At 54.6% G+C, this 17,089-nt stretch carries 8 protein-coding genes; 4 read left to right on the top strand and 4 right to left on the bottom strand.

The window, feature by feature from the left end; translation table 11 throughout:
- Window positions 1-4 precede the first annotated feature (4 nt).
- Window positions 5-1,939 carry an efflux RND transporter periplasmic adaptor subunit gene (locus tag SH467x_RS10305; protein ID WP_482371183.1) on the bottom strand — a complete coding sequence of 645 codons (1,935 nt, stop codon included), beginning with the start codon at window positions 1,937-1,939 and terminating at the stop codon, window positions 5-7.
- Between the two features lie 207 nt (window positions 1,940-2,146).
- Between SH467x_RS10305 and SH467x_RS10300 the strand changes: the two genes are divergently transcribed.
- Window positions 2,147-4,255 (top strand): TolC family protein, encoded by a 2,109-nt coding sequence (locus SH467x_RS10300; RefSeq protein ID WP_482371182.1) that lies wholly within the window; start codon window positions 2,147-2,149, stop codon window positions 4,253-4,255.
- Here SH467x_RS10300 and SH467x_RS10295 read toward each other — a convergent pair.
- From SH467x_RS10295 to SH467x_RS10285, 3 genes are read right to left on the bottom strand one after another with little or no spacing between them, the layout of a single operon-like run.
- Entirely contained in the window at window positions 4,247-5,164 is a 918-nt protein-coding gene (locus SH467x_RS10295) for an ion transporter (RefSeq protein ID WP_482371181.1), read from the bottom strand. The two genes, SH467x_RS10300 and SH467x_RS10295, sit on opposite strands and share 9 nt — an antisense overlap.
- A 33-nt stretch (window positions 5,165-5,197) precedes the next feature.
- Window positions 5,198-6,226, bottom strand: coding sequence for a hypothetical protein (locus SH467x_RS10290; RefSeq protein ID WP_482371180.1), 1,029 nt, complete (start codon window positions 6,224-6,226; stop codon window positions 5,198-5,200).
- 28 nt (window positions 6,227-6,254) lie between these two features.
- Window positions 6,255-8,360, bottom strand: a complete 2,106-nt coding sequence (locus SH467x_RS10285; protein ID WP_482371179.1) for a tetratricopeptide repeat protein — start codon at window positions 8,358-8,360, stop codon at window positions 6,255-6,257.
- Window positions 8,361-8,854: 494 nt separating this feature from the next.
- Between SH467x_RS10285 and SH467x_RS10280 the strand changes: the two genes are divergently transcribed.
- The 3 genes from SH467x_RS10280 to SH467x_RS10270 are packed head-to-tail and all read left to right on the top strand — an operon-like array spanning window position 8,855 to window position 16,957.
- A complete protein-coding gene (locus tag SH467x_RS10280) occupies window positions 8,855-10,834 on the top strand; it encodes a type VI secretion system Vgr family protein (protein WP_482371178.1) in 1,980 nt (659 codons plus the stop codon).
- Window positions 10,835-10,856: 22 nt separating this feature from the next.
- Window positions 10,857-11,783, top strand: a complete 927-nt coding sequence (locus SH467x_RS10275; RefSeq protein ID WP_482371177.1) for an FHA domain-containing protein — start codon at window positions 10,857-10,859, stop codon at window positions 11,781-11,783.
- A gap of 2 nt (window positions 11,784-11,785) precedes the next feature.
- Window positions 11,786-16,957, top strand: a complete 5,172-nt coding sequence (locus SH467x_RS10270) for a carboxypeptidase-like regulatory domain-containing protein (RefSeq protein ID WP_482371176.1) — start codon at window positions 11,786-11,788, stop codon at window positions 16,955-16,957.
- The last annotated feature ends 132 nt before the right edge of the window (window positions 16,958-17,089 follow it).

Raw genomic sequence — 17,089 nt, 5'->3', positions numbered from 1 at the left:
AGCTTTAGAAATACCACCATAATCTCCACTGTTGAAGGATCCGACTGCACCAAAGCCCACCAAGGGTCGTATCGCCGCATGGGATTCGACCACGAACCTTCGCACCCGGTTGAGGGGATACATTCTGACCGACCGCCACTACGGCTTCGACTCGAATCGATCGACCGACTCGATCTGAACGTTCGGCGTTGATCGCCGTCCGTACGACTTCGGCCCGGTGGGTAACCGTCGGATCGTTCACGAAAGTAAATCGAACTTCCACTGGCTCGTTGTTCTCGCGAGTGCGTCGAAACAGAGCGCGCGCGTCCCGGTCATCAATGGTCAAACGCAACTGTCCTTGACTCTGCAAATCGACGATCGAAACCAATCGTTGCCCCTGGCGAACCGGTCGACTGATCCAATCTTTTGTGTTGTTCCAGCTGATTACTTGCCCCGTGATGGGGCTTTGCAGCGTTAGCGATGCAATCATCTTGTCGATGATCCCCAACTGTTCATTTTGTCCCGCTACCAGTTCTCTCAACTCTTTCTCTGCGGCGGACCAATCGGTTGGCATGGCTGGGTCCTGCGGACGGTTGCGGCGATCCCCCAACCGAGAAGCTTCCAGCGCACGAAGCTTTTCCATAGCGACTTCTCGCTGCGTCATGAGCTCTTCTCGCTTCAGGTCGAGCGTCCGACTTTGCAGCATGAGTAGCACGTCTCCTTGTTGGACCCGGCTTTCATGGTCAACACGCATCTCGACGACTTCTGCGTCCAGTGGCGCGAAGACGTCGCGAGACAGAGAGCACTCATAAACACCCTCCGCCCAAACTTCGTATTCGATCGGAATCGTGAAAAGCGCGAGCAAGGATCCGACGATGGCTATGCCCAATCCAGTCCCAGCCCATCTCGATGCAGCGATTCGCTTGTACCATTGATCGAGCCATTTGCCAGTTCGAAGAAACCAGCCGCGGTCTCGTTTCCATGCCAACCCAAGTGCCGATTCGGCTTGTTGGAAAACGAACTCTAGCCCCTCTGGAATTTCCGCACGCGACGAGTGAAAATTCTCGATGGATACAACAGAAAAGGGGGCCGCGGCATCTCTCGTCCCCCGCGTCTCGTGCGGAAGGTTCCAAGTCTCCATGCAGATCGAAGAAGCACCGCTTGCATCGATATAATGCTCCGCCAACACCGCCAGAGACGGAGGCAATTCTTCGTCGCTTGGATACGCGACGCGTAGATTGGCCCGGGCGACAAAGGTCATGAACTCTTCCATCAACGCAACTTGCTTCGCACGTCGATCCAACACGGGTGTCCCACTGATCACCGCCAGCTTGACGCGAGTGCCGCGGACTGACCCGATACTGACTCGGTGGTACCCCCCCATTTCCAAGAGGTCGTTTGCGATCAGGAACGCTGTTTGATCAAAATGTTCGCACGCGTACCATTTTGGGATGCGCTGGGACCATGCTTGGAATCCCTCGAGCTGTCGCTTGAGGGACTGGATTGTCGAGCGACTGCGAAACTCCCGGGCGGTCTCGTGAAAAGCGGCGAGGATCGCCAAGAGTGTCGATTCCGTCCCTTCGGAAATCGGATCGGTTGCGATCTCCAGGACCAGGAAAGTATCGCCGTCCAAATCACCGGCGAAGAAGAAATAGAAGATCTTTCCATCGTCGTCGATGACACGGGCAGAACGCTCGTCGGATCGGCACGCCAACTCCAGGCCTTGCTCATGCTGGACGCGGACCGACTCCAACTCATGTATCCCGATGGAGGAAAGGTTTCGCTCGGCTTGCAATCGATAACGTGATCCTTCCACAGTCCAAACCGCGGCAGCGCGAGCATTCGTCGCTTCGCATAAAGATTCGACGAGCGAATCGAAGTAAACCTGGGCGAGAGGCATCTTCGCGGCCAGTTCGGATAACAGGTCCAGTCGCTGATCCAGATTCACTTGCTCGTGCACTTTCTCTGCGCTACCTGGTTTACCACACCCAGTTCACCAGCCGTTTCAAAACAATGGAATTTTCGTCTGTGCCGATTTTATCGCTTATGTCGGCTTTCGCACCAGCCCGATAAGGGACTGTGGTGTGTTCCAGTGGACATTGTGACGGAGTCGCCCCGGCAGTCGGGCGGATTCTTTGCCCTTCAGACAAATCTCGTTGCTATCTCCATGCGTAGTTTGCACCGCAGTCTCTTTCTGGTGAGTTTAGGCATGGCGTGCCTTCCCGGTTGTGCTCGCGACTACAAGCCCGCGGTGCCAGCCCTGACGACGCTCCAAAAGTTGGCTCACCCCGGATCCGATTCCTATTTGCATGACCTTTCCGAGGAGCCGCGCGCGGTCCTCGTCGAGTCGATCGCCTCAGAACCATTGACGTTGCTCTCACCCGAGAGGACGGCATGGCTCATGACACCCGACGAAGCGATCCAAATCGCAGTGGAACGATCGAAAATACTGCAGGACCTTGGTGGGACCACCCTGCGCACCGCCAGTGGCGTCCAGTCGCTCCACGATCCTGCAATCCAAGCGACCGACCCCAGGCTTGGGATCGAATCGGCCCTCGCTGCCTTCGATGCCCAGTTCAATAGCCGGCTCACGGTCAACAAAAACGACTTGCCGCTTAACAACCGATTGATCGGTGGTGGTACCAACTTGCTCCAGCAAGATTTGATCAACTACCAAAATGAACTGACCAAAACAACCGCATATGGAACCGATCTCTACGCACGGAAAAACACGTCGTACGATGCCAACAATGCGCCGAGCAACCTATTTCCGAGCGTGTGGCAAACGAACATAGAAGTCGGCTTTCGCCATCCTCTGGCACGAGGTGGCGGTCTCGAATACAACCGCATCGCGGGCCCCAAATCAACCCCCGGCGTCTATAACGGCATTCTCATTGCACGCGTCAACTCCGACTCCGCAATCCTCGACTACGAGATGGCAATTCGGGATCTCGTCAGCGATGTAGAAAACGCTTACTGGGATCTCTACTTCGCTTACCGAAACCTCGAAGCGAAAATCGCAGCCCGCGACGCTGCCCTCAATACATGGAGAATTGAGAAGACTTATCGAGATCAACAGTCGGGATCAAGCGATAAGGAAGCGAGGGCGAGGGAGCAGTACTACCGGTTTGAAGCGCAAGTCCTCGATGCGATGACGGGACGTGAAGTCGAAGGCACTCGGACCAATAACGGGAGCAGCGGCGGCTCCTTCCGAGCGATCGAAGGCGTTCACACGGCGGAACGCCGTCTCAGGCTTTTGATGAATCTTCCCATCAACGACGGCCGTATGATCCGACCTGCGCACGACCCGATCTTGGTTCAAGTCGTCTTTGACTGGGGGCAATTGGTTCAAGAATCCTTGAGCCTCCGACCCGAACTGAGAAAACAAGATCTTCAAATCTCGCGAAGCCGATTAGAACTGCTCGCCAGCAAAAATGCGCTCAAACCACAACTCGATCTGATCTCACAATACCGCATCCGCGGTTTCGGCGATGACTTGTGGAGCCAAAGCCAGGCGGAGTTCGACAACGCGGTGGCGAGCATGACCTCGGGTCAATTTCAAGAATGGCAATTCGGACTGGAGATGAATCTACCGGTCGGATTCCGACGCGCTTACAACAATGTTAAAAACGCTCAACTGAAGCTCGCAAAGGATCAAGAACTGCTCCAAGCGAAAGAGCGGCGAGTTGTTCATGATTTGAGCAATGCCTATGCGGCTGCCATCCGAAGCTTTTCTGTCGCCCAGACCACTTTTAACCAACGCTTAGCAGCCTACGAGCAACTCGCGATCCTGAAGAACTTGGAAGAAAATAACAACCAAGTCAACGTGAACGAAATCCTGGATGCCCAAAGCCGTGTATCCCAATCCGATACCGCTTTCTATGACGCGTTGGTCCGATACATGATCGCTTTGAAGAACATCCACTTCGAAAAAGGAACGCTGCTCGAATACAACCGTATCGTCTTCGCCGATGGGGTGAAAACGTCCAGGTCCTCCACTCCGAAATGGCGAGTCCAAGTCCCTGAGGAGGAGGAGGCCCCTATGCCCACGCTACCGGCTCCCACCTACGAAGCGCTGCCGGAAGGTCTCCCACCTCCCGCCCAACCGCAAGTCCTTCTCGAGTCCACGACACAGGCGTCCGCACTATCCAACTCCGCACTATCCAACTCCGCACTATCCAACCCAGCTACTCCGGACTCGATCGTTGTACCGACGACCGAACCCTCTTTCGATCCGATCGCCCCATCGACGGGAGCTGGCGACGGATCAAGATAATCGGTTTGTTTCCGATGACTGGCTTTGAAGCTTCGCAACCTGAGAAGTGATCTTGTGAAGCTGATCGTTGATGATGGCCAGCTCATCATGCAAGGTTAAAAAGCCTTTCTCTGCAAGCTGCGTCTCGCGGTCCCCCTTGTCGGCGACTTCCGATTGGGCCTCCTCCATGCTACTAATGATCACCCCTGTAAAGAGATTGAGCATGATCATCGTTCCGAGCAGAATGAATGACATGAAATAGAACGTAGCGGACAAAGGCATCGGCTGCGACACACGCTTCGACGAGGCGATCTCTTTCCAACTTTCATCGTACGTCACATCGCTACCCATGACTTGCGTGTCGCGCACATCATTCCAACCTTCCAAGGTAAGAACTTGAAACAACGTGGAGGCAGTTGCGTGCAACGACCCAAATCGAATGGGATCGTTCTTTCCGAATGCGATGGTTCCGATCACGGAATAAATATAAAAGTGAAGCCCCAATAGAACGCCAATATAACCCAGCGAAGGAATCGAGCGGAGCAGTGCGCTCACGAGCAATCGCAACCTGGGCAAGATGGTAATCATTCTCAACGCTCGCAATATACGAGCCATGCGAACCACTGCGGCCGACTGCAGATTAAAAGGTAGCAAGCAAATAAGAATGATGGCGAGATCGAACAAGTTCCATGGTTCAGCGAAGAACTTTTGAGGCTTTCTACCGCAGGCGATGATTTTCATCGCGATTTCGACCACAAATACCAAAAGAATGACCGACTGGATCCACTGCAATAATTCCCCCCATGGCGTCCCCTCTTCAAAAGCCGGATAGGTTTCCACTCCGACGAGAATCCCCGACAAGACGATTAGCCCAAGAATCGATCTGTTAAATAGCGATGATTCGGTGATTCGTTTACAAAACTCGACCACTTGGCAACTCCGTAAACGGAAATAGGAAAGCGACTAGGGTAGGGATGCGTCCCTGTCCGAACATGCGATCGACTCACAGTTCGACTCCAGCCATTCAAGCGTTTGGGTCGGAGTGGAACCGCGGTCGGAGAGCAATGCAGTACAAAGCTGAAAAGGAGCATCAGGATCAGCGGTGAATGTAATTCCCCACATCGCTAAAAGCCAGCGGCTGATTTCGAAAAGAGAACTAGAATGATCTCCCTTCCAATGCCCATCGGGAGAATCCAAGCGTTCGGAAAGATCTGCCAACAGCATCGACAAAGACCGCAAGAGCTGTGCCGTTGCTTCCCGTGAGGGCTGCACAACCTCTCCCGATGCACGCAGGCCGCTGGCGAAAAAGAATCGGTGGACCATACCGAGCCACTCCGTCGTATCCCCTTGATTGCCTAGGATGCGAAGAATCTGTTGCTCCACGAGCTTAGGGCTGGAAATTTTGCGACCCGGTAAATCGAGAAGTGGGCGTATTCGATGCCCCGCCGTCTTGGATGCTCCAAAAATCCGGACATCTCCATGAACTTCTAATCCGAATTCGAAGTCCGATGGGTCTACGAACAAAGATTCTCCCCCGAGCAACCGCGCCGCATTGCCTTGCTCCCCCCACGCTACCTCGATCGACGAAGCGGTACCGTTTCGAATCCGAATCCATCTCGAACTCTCGCGAACACTTGGGTTGGGTACGCTCGATTCGGCTGCAACACTTGGAATCGATCCCGATGCGGGAACACTATCCGGTCGACGCATCTCCTGTGCAACGCGATGAATACTTTCCGCGACGCTGTATGCCTCCCGTTCCTCCAATACCGAAAGGCTGAATATCAAATTTGGTACCAGGCTCCGAAACTTGGGATGGTCTTCGCGAGCGGTGATATAGACGGTTTGAGGTGTCTCCGTGTTTTCACGTTGCTTTTGAAAATCGAGTCGATCCCCCCGTTGCATGGATGACCAACCCGTCTGCTCCATGTACTGACAAATGCCTTGGTGCGTGATGGAAGCGAAAAGCTTTTGAATGTTCTTCGTGCTCAAGTTATCTCCTAGTCCTTGTGGCCCTTCGTCACGCATTCGCTCGAGAGATTCGATCGATCGCTTCCAACCAAGCCGCGTCCATCGATCGAGCATAATCTTCCCCCTTCACAAGAGGCGAGCGCAGGAACGATTGCCATCGCTCGCCCCTCTGCTGGCGGAAGACTTCTATATTCTCCAACTTTCCCCGAAGCGCATCGATGCACTCTGCACCCGAGGATTCGAGTACCAGCGACTCGGGTACCATCGATTGCAACGGCTCGAGCACCCTTCTTGGCGCGGAATCCCCAAGCACCCCCGCAACCAAACAACCCACCGATAGAGCAGCCAGCGGGCTTGGCATCGACGCAACAGGCAAGCTTGATACAAGAACATCCAGCCCTCGACACCATTGCGCCATCGATGCAAAGGAGCATCCATCGCGATTGGAATCCACAGAGACTCTCGAATCCAGTATGCCTCGACGGGTAAATCCTTCCCGGATCTCTCCTTCCGTCCCATGGTTTCTCAACTCTGGGGAAAGAATCTCAAGCGTGGAATCGGGAAACGCTGCAAGGAGGGAGGCCCAAAAATCGAGAGACTCGTGAGTCATCCATTTCATTGCCCCGCAAAATCCAAAGCGGATCGTGTGTCGGGTCGATGCTTCTTCCAAAACGCCATCGAATTCGCCAACCAGCAGATCGGTCTGAGACACAGCAGGGTACTTGACGACGAGGGCCGATTCAGACGCTTCATGCCGGAATGGGGTCGGATCGAGATGGTGCAAGAGGCGGAATGCAAAATCAGGCTGGCCGCTCGTCTGTTGCGAGTAGCTCCAAAAGACGTTTACCTTGGCAGGATGAAGCTTCCCCACCCCGAGCCTGGTCGAAGCACCATGCCCGATCATGTCGACCAAGATATCCGAGTTCTCCGCCTCGATTCGCCCAGCCATCGACGCGTCGGTCGATTGGTGGGAAATCGACCACTGATCGACAAGCGGTTTCAATTCCTTCTGAATCGGATGCTCGTCGAGAGAACACCAATAGACATGGATCGAGTGCTGGGATCGGTCTCGATGTTTCAGATAGGGCAAAAGCTGAAATACGATCGCTTCCAATGCCTCTTCCTGGACCAGAATCGCGATGCGCAACCCGCGAGATGTGTCATCGCACGATGGATCCTGTCCTTCCTCCCCGCTTGGGCGTTCCGAATGCAATCGTTCCGAATGCAATCGATGCGTGGAGCGCATCGCGGTGTCGTTCGATCGCAAATGCCCAGACTTCGCCACGCGCCAGTTCTTCGCTTCATCCCGTACCTTGCTCGGATGATGCACCGAGGAAAATTGAAGCATCTGAATCCAGTGGCTAAACAATTCTGCAGACGGTTCTCGAAGAGTGGCAGCCCGGTGAATGCACGCGGTGGCTTCGGACACGCGACCGCGCCGCGCGTGATGCTGAGCGAGCCTGGAAAAGGTGCGAGGGTCTTCCGGAAACCAATCGACCGCTTGCACCAAATACGACAATGCCAAATCCCAACGCTCCCTCTGCTGCCAGAGGGCGCTGAGTCCAAAGCAAGCATCGACTTTGCAACGATCGTGCGCGAGAGCCTCTTCTCCTAAACGCACCCCCCTGTCCCATTCCTGCAGGATTCCCAATGTTCGGATGCCGCGTTCCACCGGACGGGGATTGCCAGGGGCCCCCTCCCAAGACCGAGAGAAGGAATCCGCGGCGTCCGCATAACGACCGAGAGCAAGCTGGACACGCCCCAAATGAAAAAAACACTGCGACGCTAGCTCGGGACGAATGCCGCTGCTCCGAAGAGCTCGAAGGTAGGCGGCCGCCGCGTCCTCGGACTCCTGCAATTCGCTCAACGCATTGCCAAGATTATTCCAGGTGGCTGGGTCTTCGGATAAAGCTAACGCCGCGCGGTACGCCGCCGCCGCCTCCCGGAAACGAGCAAGCTCAAAAAACGCGTTGCCCAAATTGAAATGTCCGGCCTCCACCCCGGGGGCCAGATGGGTCACACGCCGATAATATTGCACGGCACTGTTCCAGTCGCCCGCCTGGGCCGCCTGGGCCCCACGCTCGAATACTTCCCTGGGATTGGTCCCCATCAGCGAGAAATCCGGTTCCCGGGCGTCGTCTTCCGATGATTGCATTTTCCTGATGGGTTTCGTTATTTCCTTTGACTGCAACGAAGTTGCGGCTCGAAATCGACGATAGTATAGTGGGAGCCGAGCCGCACTGGGTAGCTCAGGTTCGCCTACAACCATCGCTTTGACCAGGAGTCGTCTCTTAGGGAAGCGGAAGAATCGCATGTTCGAATTACTCGATAGCATCCTCAATGAACTTAAAGAAGTTCCTGGGCTTTCCTTCTTGAAAAATCTCCATCTCAATTTGCGAGCAAAACACGCACGTCTCCAGCGTCATTATCAAGTCGCCAAGAACAGGAGACACGAGATGAAAGAAGTGGCTTCGAACATCAGTTCTATGCGTGGCGGAAAAGGTTCGAAGAGTCGCGACAGTTGACCGATTTGGGTACAGTACACGGCTGAGTACTGTAGGATCCCGAAGCTCGGACCGAAGCGATGCCCACATCACCGAGATCTTTTCCTGTTCGATATTGCAGTGATTGCTTGAAAGGTAGTTCGACATGTCGAGCGGAGTCAACGCCCAGCGCATCAACAAGATTCATGGTGTTTTCGACGAGTCGACGATCTTCCGAAAACTAGTTGCAGAAGAACACTTGGGGCGGCTGTTCTCCATCCAAGTGGAGGTCCTCTCGACCGAATCCGATATCAGCCCCTACTCGACGATTGGAAAATCGGTGGCGATCGAGGTCGCGATCTCCGATGAATCACGATTCTTTCACGGAATCATCTCGCACTTCGAACTTGTAGGTCAGATCGGCCTTTATTCGTTGTACAAGTTCGAATTGAAACCCTGGTTCTGGCTCTTGACCCACACGAGCGATTGCCGCATCCATCAGCAGTTGGACCCTTCGAAAATCATTGAATACGTTTTTCGAACAAAGAATGGTCTGACCGATTACCAATCCAAACTCACGAAGACGTACAAGGTACGAGATTACTGCGTCCAATATCGAGAATCCGATTTTCACTTCGCAAGCCGCTTGATGGAGCAGGAGGGAATCTACTACTACTTCGATCATTCCCAATCCGATCACAAAATGGTTTTGGTCGACAACGTTTCCTCTCATGCCAAAATCAGCGGCACTCCCAAAATCCCATTTCGACCGCCCAACAATGCCGAAACCGCCGATGAACATATCTACGAATGGCAACATCGCCTCGTAATTCAACCGGGCAAATTTGTTTACAGGGATTTTGACTACAACAAACCGAACGTCAGTTTGGAAGTAAGGCTCAATGGCGAACAAACGCATCCCCATTCCAGCTTCGAATACTTCGACTATCCCGGGCTCTACTCCGAAACAGCCGACGGAAACAACTACGTGAGGGTGCGCTCGGAATTACACAGTAGCCAATTCGCGCAGATCCAAGGCACCGGAAAGTCCTCGAGACTTAAACCAGGATACGTCTTCGAATTATGTGATCATCCAGCGAATTCCGAAAATGGCGAGTATCTCATCATCTCGTCTCGAACCACCATCACCTCCGGAGAAATCGACCAAGCAAGAGTGGACTCCGAGAACCAATCGATTGTCGAGTTCTCTGCGATCAAAAAAACACAGCAGTACCGAACACCGGTCATGACCCCTCGACCGATTATCGCTGGACCGCAAACGGCCAAAGTCGTTGGAAAGGATGGGGAGGAAATATGGACCGACAATCTTGGCCGGGTCAAGGTTCAATTCCCATGGGATCGCGCAGGGACTTCCAATGAGAACAGCTCCTGCTGGATTCGCGTCGCGCAAATCTGGTCGGGCAAAACCTGGGGAGCGATGTTCATTCCGCGAATCGGTCAAGAAGTCGTGGTGGAGTTTTTAGAAGGCGATCCCGATCGCCCCCTCATCACCGGCCGCGTCTACAACACCGACCAAGTCGTCCCGTATACGCTTCCCGACCAAGCAGCGACGAGCGGGATCAAAACCAGATCGACTCCTTCCGGCACGGCGGAGACTTTTAACGAATTGCGATTCGTCGATAAGAAAGACGAAGAACTCGTCTACTTCCACGCTGAGAAGAACTTTGAACGGATTGTTGAAAACAACGATACCCTTCAAGTGGGATTCACCAAGAAGGATTCCGGCGACCAGACTGTCGAGGTCTTCAACAACCAAACCATCCGAGTCGGGACACAGGAATCCAGCGATGGCAGCCAAACGCTGGAGGTCTGGAAAAACCAAACAGAGACCATCAAAACTGGCAACCGGGCCACGACGATCGAACAAGGAAACGATTCGCTCACCATCTCCACTGGCAACCAATCCATCTCCATTCCCTCGGGAACTTGCACGATCGACGCCGGACAAAAAATCACGTTGCAGGTCGGAGGCAGTAGTATTGTCATCGACGGATCGAGCATCACCCTCAAATCCACCAATATCAAAGTCGAAGCGGGAATCTCAGCCGAGATCTCAGCGACGACCGGAAAGGTCGAGGCATCGGCAACACTCGACTTGAAAGGTGGAGTGATCAACATCAACTAATCACGCGAGGGCGTTTTCCCAGATGCGAGTTGCCATCACCGTCACTTCAGGTCCTTCTGCGGGGCAGCGGTTTGTTCTGCGCAGCGGTCAGCTAGCGAGCGTTGGACGTTCGGACTGGAATGACTTTGCCATCCCCGAAGATGACCGCATGGACGAATCTCCGTTCGTCATCCGCTGCGAACCCCACGCAGGAATCTTGGTCGTCCGGTCGGCCTCGAGCAGCCCATTGCTCAATGGCAATCCCTTGCCAAACCCCTGCGAGCACCTCCTGCACGATCGCGATAGACTCAGCATAGGACGAACGGAGTTCCTGTTCGCTGTCGAAGGGGCCTCGGCCCCCATCACGGCAATCGGAACAGTCGAAAACCAAACGGCACTCGCCGCATTCGATGCAGAACATTGGGCCGAGAGAGTGACTTACTTGGAAATAGAAGAGGATCCTACCGAGCTCGTCTCGGATGGTTCTCAGGGCGAGGCCATTGAACAGAAGCTCATTCGTGCAAGCCGATGGAGCGATTGCCTGCGATGGAAAGGCTTTCATAGCGATCGACGCGAACTGATCGCATGGGCCGGTGCGCTGATCGAGCCCCACCTCGATTCACCCCAAAGACCTATCGAACGGGACGCTTGGACTGCCTGCCGGAATTGGATCAAGCAACCGAATGATGCAGATCGAATGAGAGCCTTGGAGCTAGCGAAGAAACTGAAGTGGGCGGGCCCCGTCGCCGCCCTGGCCTCAGCGATCGGATGGAGCGAAGGGTCCCTCGGACCAGCCGATGGAGAGCCGATTCCTCCCGATCCACGTTTGACCAGCCGCCTTATTGCAATCGCTATCGAGCAACTGGCGCGTCGGCATCACACCTCCGCTCCCAACGGCGTTCTCCAGACCTGGATAAAAAGCATGCCCACTACGAACTACCTCCTCCCGGGCTCCAAAACGCAGGAATAGAGATGCCAAATCGATCCATCCGACCTGCGACGCTTCGCGAATCCTGGCGACCTCGTAACGAGGGTTCGTTTCGTGAATTCCAAACGATCGTCGTGCGACGCACACTGTTCTCGCTGGCGCTCACCGCAGTGCTTTGCTTCTTTGCATACCTTCTCTTCGCGCCGTTCTACCATCCAAACGTTCGCCTCTATTTCTTTTCTGGGGGAGACTATCGATCTCCATGGGTCGAACCTGTTCCCTTCTTCCGAGATGCTGCTATCCGCTTTCTCTCCAGCGACGGTTACTTTGACGAAGCAGAGGCCTCCTCTCAATTCCGAGAATGGTCGACCCCCGCCGAGGCCCTCGCTTCGATCGACAACCTTCTCCAGGAAAACTGGCATACTTCCGATTTACCCATCGTATACCTCAGCGGCAAAACATCGATGGTCAGCGGACGAGCCGCACTCCACTCGTCCGATCTGAACCCTGGAAACCCCGATGCGAGCGCAGTGCTGTTCGAAGACATCTTTAGCAAACTCTCTCAGCTGCCTGTCCAGCGAGTGCTGGTACTCATCGAGTTTGATTCCCTTCCCACTCCCGAAAAACCGGGGACTCCATCGATTCTCGACAATTTGCCGGAACTCCTGAAACAACCCGACTATTCAAAACTCTGGGTGATCGCGTCCCATTCAGCCACCGAGCGTAGCCATCTATCGGTAACCCATCGCGCCCCTGCATTCCTCATCGCATGTTCCCGCGCTCTCGCCGGTGAAGGCTTGATCGGAGACGACAAAAAAGTCTCGTTCCATGAATTCTATCGCTTCGTCGAGCGCACGACCGCTGAGATCATCCAATCCGAATCTCAAGGTGAAGTTGCTCAAACCCCACTCTTCTTAGGCGACCGTCGGAGACTGGAGGCCTTCAACGATTGGATCGTGGCAAGCGTCCCTGAATCAACATGGAAGCAACGTTTGATCGAGATGCAACAAACGGTAGAGAATCCAGCTTCCAACACGGAAGCTCCCCAGGAAGCGGAAGTCCTCCAACAAGAAAACAAGAAAGCACAGAGTTGGCTCTCCAAACTCGCTGCGGAGAAAACGGAACGTGTATCGGGACGCATCGCCGACGAAATTTCCGACAACATCGATCTGCTTCCCTCGTTTGTAGCCGACCCCATCAAAGTCTCCATCGGGCTTCGCCCCGATCTCGCCGAAGATCCCGCCTCCACCAACAAAGCCGACAGCTCCACCCCTCCCGCCGATCTCCAACTACCAGATGGACCGGATCTCCGCTCCCTCCCCGCGGCCATCAACGATTCCGTTCAATTGCTCCAGCTGGCTCGGCAGTACTGCTCCTACGTCGAACGGAATGATGCGAGCCCCTTTCGCCCTTGGGAATCGATGCCCGTCGCCTGGGCCTACACGATTAGCAAACTACAAAACATGGAGAGCAAACTGCGACTGGGGGGCTCGACCGATACTTCGCTATCACGCGCTGAACTCGTCGCACTCATCGTCGCCATCCACCAACTAGCAACGGACAAGACCGTCAAGCTCGAAGGCCCGTTGGAAGCATGGAAAGAACAATTACCTGCACCGACGTCTGACGAAATGCCACCTCTTTCGTTGAAGTGGCTCGCCATCGCCTCGCACGGAACCGAAATGGCACTCCCAGTCACCCAGTGGACGCGATCCTTCGAGGAAGCGTTGATCGCCCCCAATTCGGAAGGATTGATCAAGCTATTAGAAACGCCTGCCCCCTTCGATCAATCTCTGATCGCCGATTGCTTCTATGCGAGGAGATTGACGGTCGACCAGCAAGCTCCCTGGGAACTCGCCCGCCGAGCGCTGAGGCTCTTTCGCAAGCTCGATCATTTGCTATCGGAACCTGCAAGCGGCAATCGCGAATTGAGCGAGAGCTTGCAATCAGCGTTTCAAGAGTGGTTGCGGGCAACGCGGCTTTGCACGGACCTTGTACCGAGCGACTGGGAAACCCTCGCCAGCCAAAGCTTCGACAAGGTCGAAAGGGACTTGGTCCACGCAGAACAGCAGGTCAAACAAGTCCACTTGGCAAAAAGGCTTTGGTATCGAGTCCATTACGAATGGAATGGTTGGAAAGAAAGACTTGCATCTCCCGTACAACGGTCGGAGTTCGATGTCGCAATCGAGTCCACACTCGGCCGAACCCTTCCTTTGCATCGCGAACTCACTGAACAGTTGATAAGCCTGGAGTCCTGCTCGCTCGAAAGCATGCAGCGAACGACGGTTGCTCTCGAGGAACAGCTGGGAGTCCTACAAGACATTTGGATTCAAGAAGCTAGTCGACTCGATACGGTGGACTCCGAACCCAAACCATCCGATTACTGGCAGATCTATGAACTGCTGGAATGGTCCTACTACAACGGTCCAGAACGGGATCGCCTCCTTCAAAGGTGGCTTCAATGGATCCAATCACCTGTCCCGGTCCAATCGGTGTTCGAAGCCCCCCCCTTCTTCAATGCCGACGCACGCGGTTCCGAACGAGCCTCGTTTTGGGACGCATTGCAGGACTGGCGTGCATCGTTTCGTGTGGACCCGAACCTGTGGGATCGCGCATCGTCTCTCGAAACATTGCGCCGCCAAGAAAACGCAGTTCGGCAAATCCGCGTGGATTCGCCCAACGCATTGAATCCTCGCCTGCTCTTCGAATCGATCGCTCGGCATGAAGCCGCCCAGTTGATGCGTGTTCGTCGAGCTTGCTTTCGCCAAGCTTTGAAAGATGCGACCGAAGAGGAATACAATTTCTACTGGACAGCCGATATGCAGATGCGAGAAAAGCTGGCGACGATCCTGCCGAGCTCGCAAGACTCGCCATTTGCGCCGAATGACATTGTCGCGCAAGCTCCGCAACAAATCTCGTTGGAATCGACCCGTGAACAGACCGTCTCGCTGCGATTAAGAAATCGAAGTCCTTCGGTGCAGGAAGTCTGGGTTCTGGCCGATCTCGATGCCCAGTCGATCGCGATCGAATCTCTTCAGGGCGAACCCCTTTACTTTCTCCCGTTCCTGCAAGATCGATTGCAAAAGGATAATAAGACCCTTGAGGAACGCCTCGCCGCCCTCCTAGCGACCTCCCCTCCAGACAGCGATGGACGAGATGCGCAAGCGGTCCGAGACAGCATGCAAAAATTGGCGAATGGACTTCTCTATCCCATCGATCCCGTTGCTGCCACCGTCGAACCAACCATAGCGATCCCCCCCAATAGCACCAAAGACATTTCTTTCCGCATCTCACGCAGCGAGAGACCGGACGGGAGTCAAAAAGTCCTTTGGAAAGTGGTGACTCGTTCTCAGTACACGCGATTGGAAACCCGAGTTCGTTTACCCTCCTCGAGCGATGTTCGCTTGATTGCGGATGTGCAAAGTGGTGCTTGGCGACCCTCCTCGTCAGGCATCGATATCGATCTATTCCCAAATCGAGCCGCATCCGCGAGATTCGGCCTGCGATCGTCAGAAGTGGGATCCGGCAAATACGATGTTCGGCTTTGGATTCCTCAAAGCCCCATCTCGGTATTGTTGCCGACCGGAGAACTTTCCAATGAAGCGAGTGCGACGCTCAAGACCAAACTTCCTGAGATGAAACTCTGGCAGGAATGCAACGAAATCGAACTCACCAGCGCCGAATCTACCGCTTGGCTATCGCCCAAAACCCCGCCGCCTCCCCCTCCCAACGCTGCGGGCGCCTCCCCGACGGAGTCGACCAGCAGTGCCCCTTCTGTCGAGGGCGCATCCTCCGTACCGATGGACACTGTCTCGTATGGAGTCATTGCCGAGTTTCAAAACCAAGAAACCGGACGAACGGGCTGGCGATTGATTACGATGCGAACTCGACACCCGCGAAGCTATATCGATGCGCGATGTAGCTACGACAGCATCTCGGAAACAGCCGAACTCGTTCTCACTTGCCAAGATCCATCCCTCCTACCTGCCTCGGGAATCCCCGTTGCAGGCCGTGTCCGTGAGAATCTTCCCAAAGGGACCGAAATGAAGCTCTCGGGAACTCTGCTTCCCGACACACCGCTTCGTTTGTACTGCAAAGTACCCGTTACAACCCTGCGACTGTTGAATGTCGAACTCGATATCGAGGAATACCCAAGAGCCTTCGTAGCCAGCATCCCCTGCTGGAGAACGTTCTCCAGCGCCCCGGTACGCAACGACCGACCTCGCATCCAAATTGAGAATGTGTTGCCCAATTCGGCGCTCGTGCCTGGACAATCCCTGCAGGATGTCCAGGTGCTCGTCGACGCTTGGGCGGACTCCTTTCTCAACGATGGCGACCGGCTTGAAATCGGATGGGATGAAGACCAAGATCGCGAGTTTGAAGACGAGTCGCCGCTCGTCATCCGTTCCGATCGCGACTTGACCATCCAAGCCTCCCGTTACGGACTGCAGGGGACCAAAATATATCCCCAAGTAACCGACTTCCAACTGGACCTTCCTCCCCCCACCCCTGTCAACCGGAAGATCAATCTGCTGGCAAGACTCCAGAGCGGTGGCCAGTCCGTTTGGAGTACTCCGATTCCAGTTGTAATCGACGGAGACAAGCCGTCGATCCAAGGTATGGAGATTAGACCCAGCACGCGTCTGGCCAAAGGGACCGACCTCGATCTTCGCGTTTCCGCCGACGACGCCGCGTTAAGTGGAATTGCAGGAGTGCAAGCCGCGATCGATACGCGAGGTGTATTGAAGTGGTCCGAAATTCAAACTCCCGTGATGGGCGTCCGGCAAGAAGACCAAACATGGCGAATCACCCTCCCCACCTCCGAAGCTCCCACAGGTATGTCCACCCTCGTCGTCGCGGCAATAGATCGGGCTGGAAATGTAAGCGAGATCGAAAGGCGAACCATCGAGCTGGTCGGAGAAGAGGAGTGGCAAAAGATGATTGCGACTCGGCCTCGCGAAATTGTCGGTTTGGTCACCTACGCGGAGCGATCGGTATCCAATGCCGAGGTGACCCTATCGAAAGAAAGCGGTGAAACAATCGCTAGCACTTCCGTCGACTCGCTCGGACTCTTTCGGTTGCAAGGTGTTTTGCCTGGGAAGTACAAACTTTCAGCCATGGCGGTTATCAAGAATCGACCCAGGCGATTCGAAGAGAGCCTGACCGTCAAAGGGGAACCTACTACCCCGATACGAAAAGAGATCCAACTAAAATAACTTGTTCGTGCCCTCCTGCAATTTAGAAGTTTCAAGTTATTCCATCGAGAAAGTCGAAGAAGCATTACGTATGGTTCGCTTTTTCCAATTTGTCTGATTGCAAGACAGGCTCCCAACGTGATCGCACCCGAT

It is taken from the genome of Brakhagea slesvicensis, assembly GCF_052161625.1.
GTDB lineage: Bacteria > Planctomycetota > Planctomycetia > Pirellulales > Pirellulaceae > JBKCUI01.
This window is presented reverse-complemented; position numbering and strand designations above follow the sequence as displayed.

Bases quoted from the DNA above. Each gene is read 5' to 3' on its own strand.
- SH467x_RS10275 (WP_482371177.1), top strand. From the start codon at position 10,857: ATGCGAGTTGCCATCACCGTCACTTCAGGTCCTTCTGCGGGGCAGCGG.
- SH467x_RS10285 (WP_482371179.1), bottom strand. From the start codon at position 8,360: ATGCAATCATCGGAAGACGACGCCCGGGAACCGGATTTCTCGCTGATG.
- SH467x_RS10270 (WP_482371176.1), top strand. From the start codon at position 11,786: ATGCCAAATCGATCCATCCGACCTGCGACGCTTCGCGAATCCTGGCGA.
- SH467x_RS10300 (WP_482371182.1), top strand. From the start codon at position 2,147: ATGCGTAGTTTGCACCGCAGTCTCTTTCTGGTGAGTTTAGGCATGGCG.
- SH467x_RS10280 (WP_482371178.1), top strand. From the start codon at position 8,855: ATGTCGAGCGGAGTCAACGCCCAGCGCATCAACAAGATTCATGGTGTT.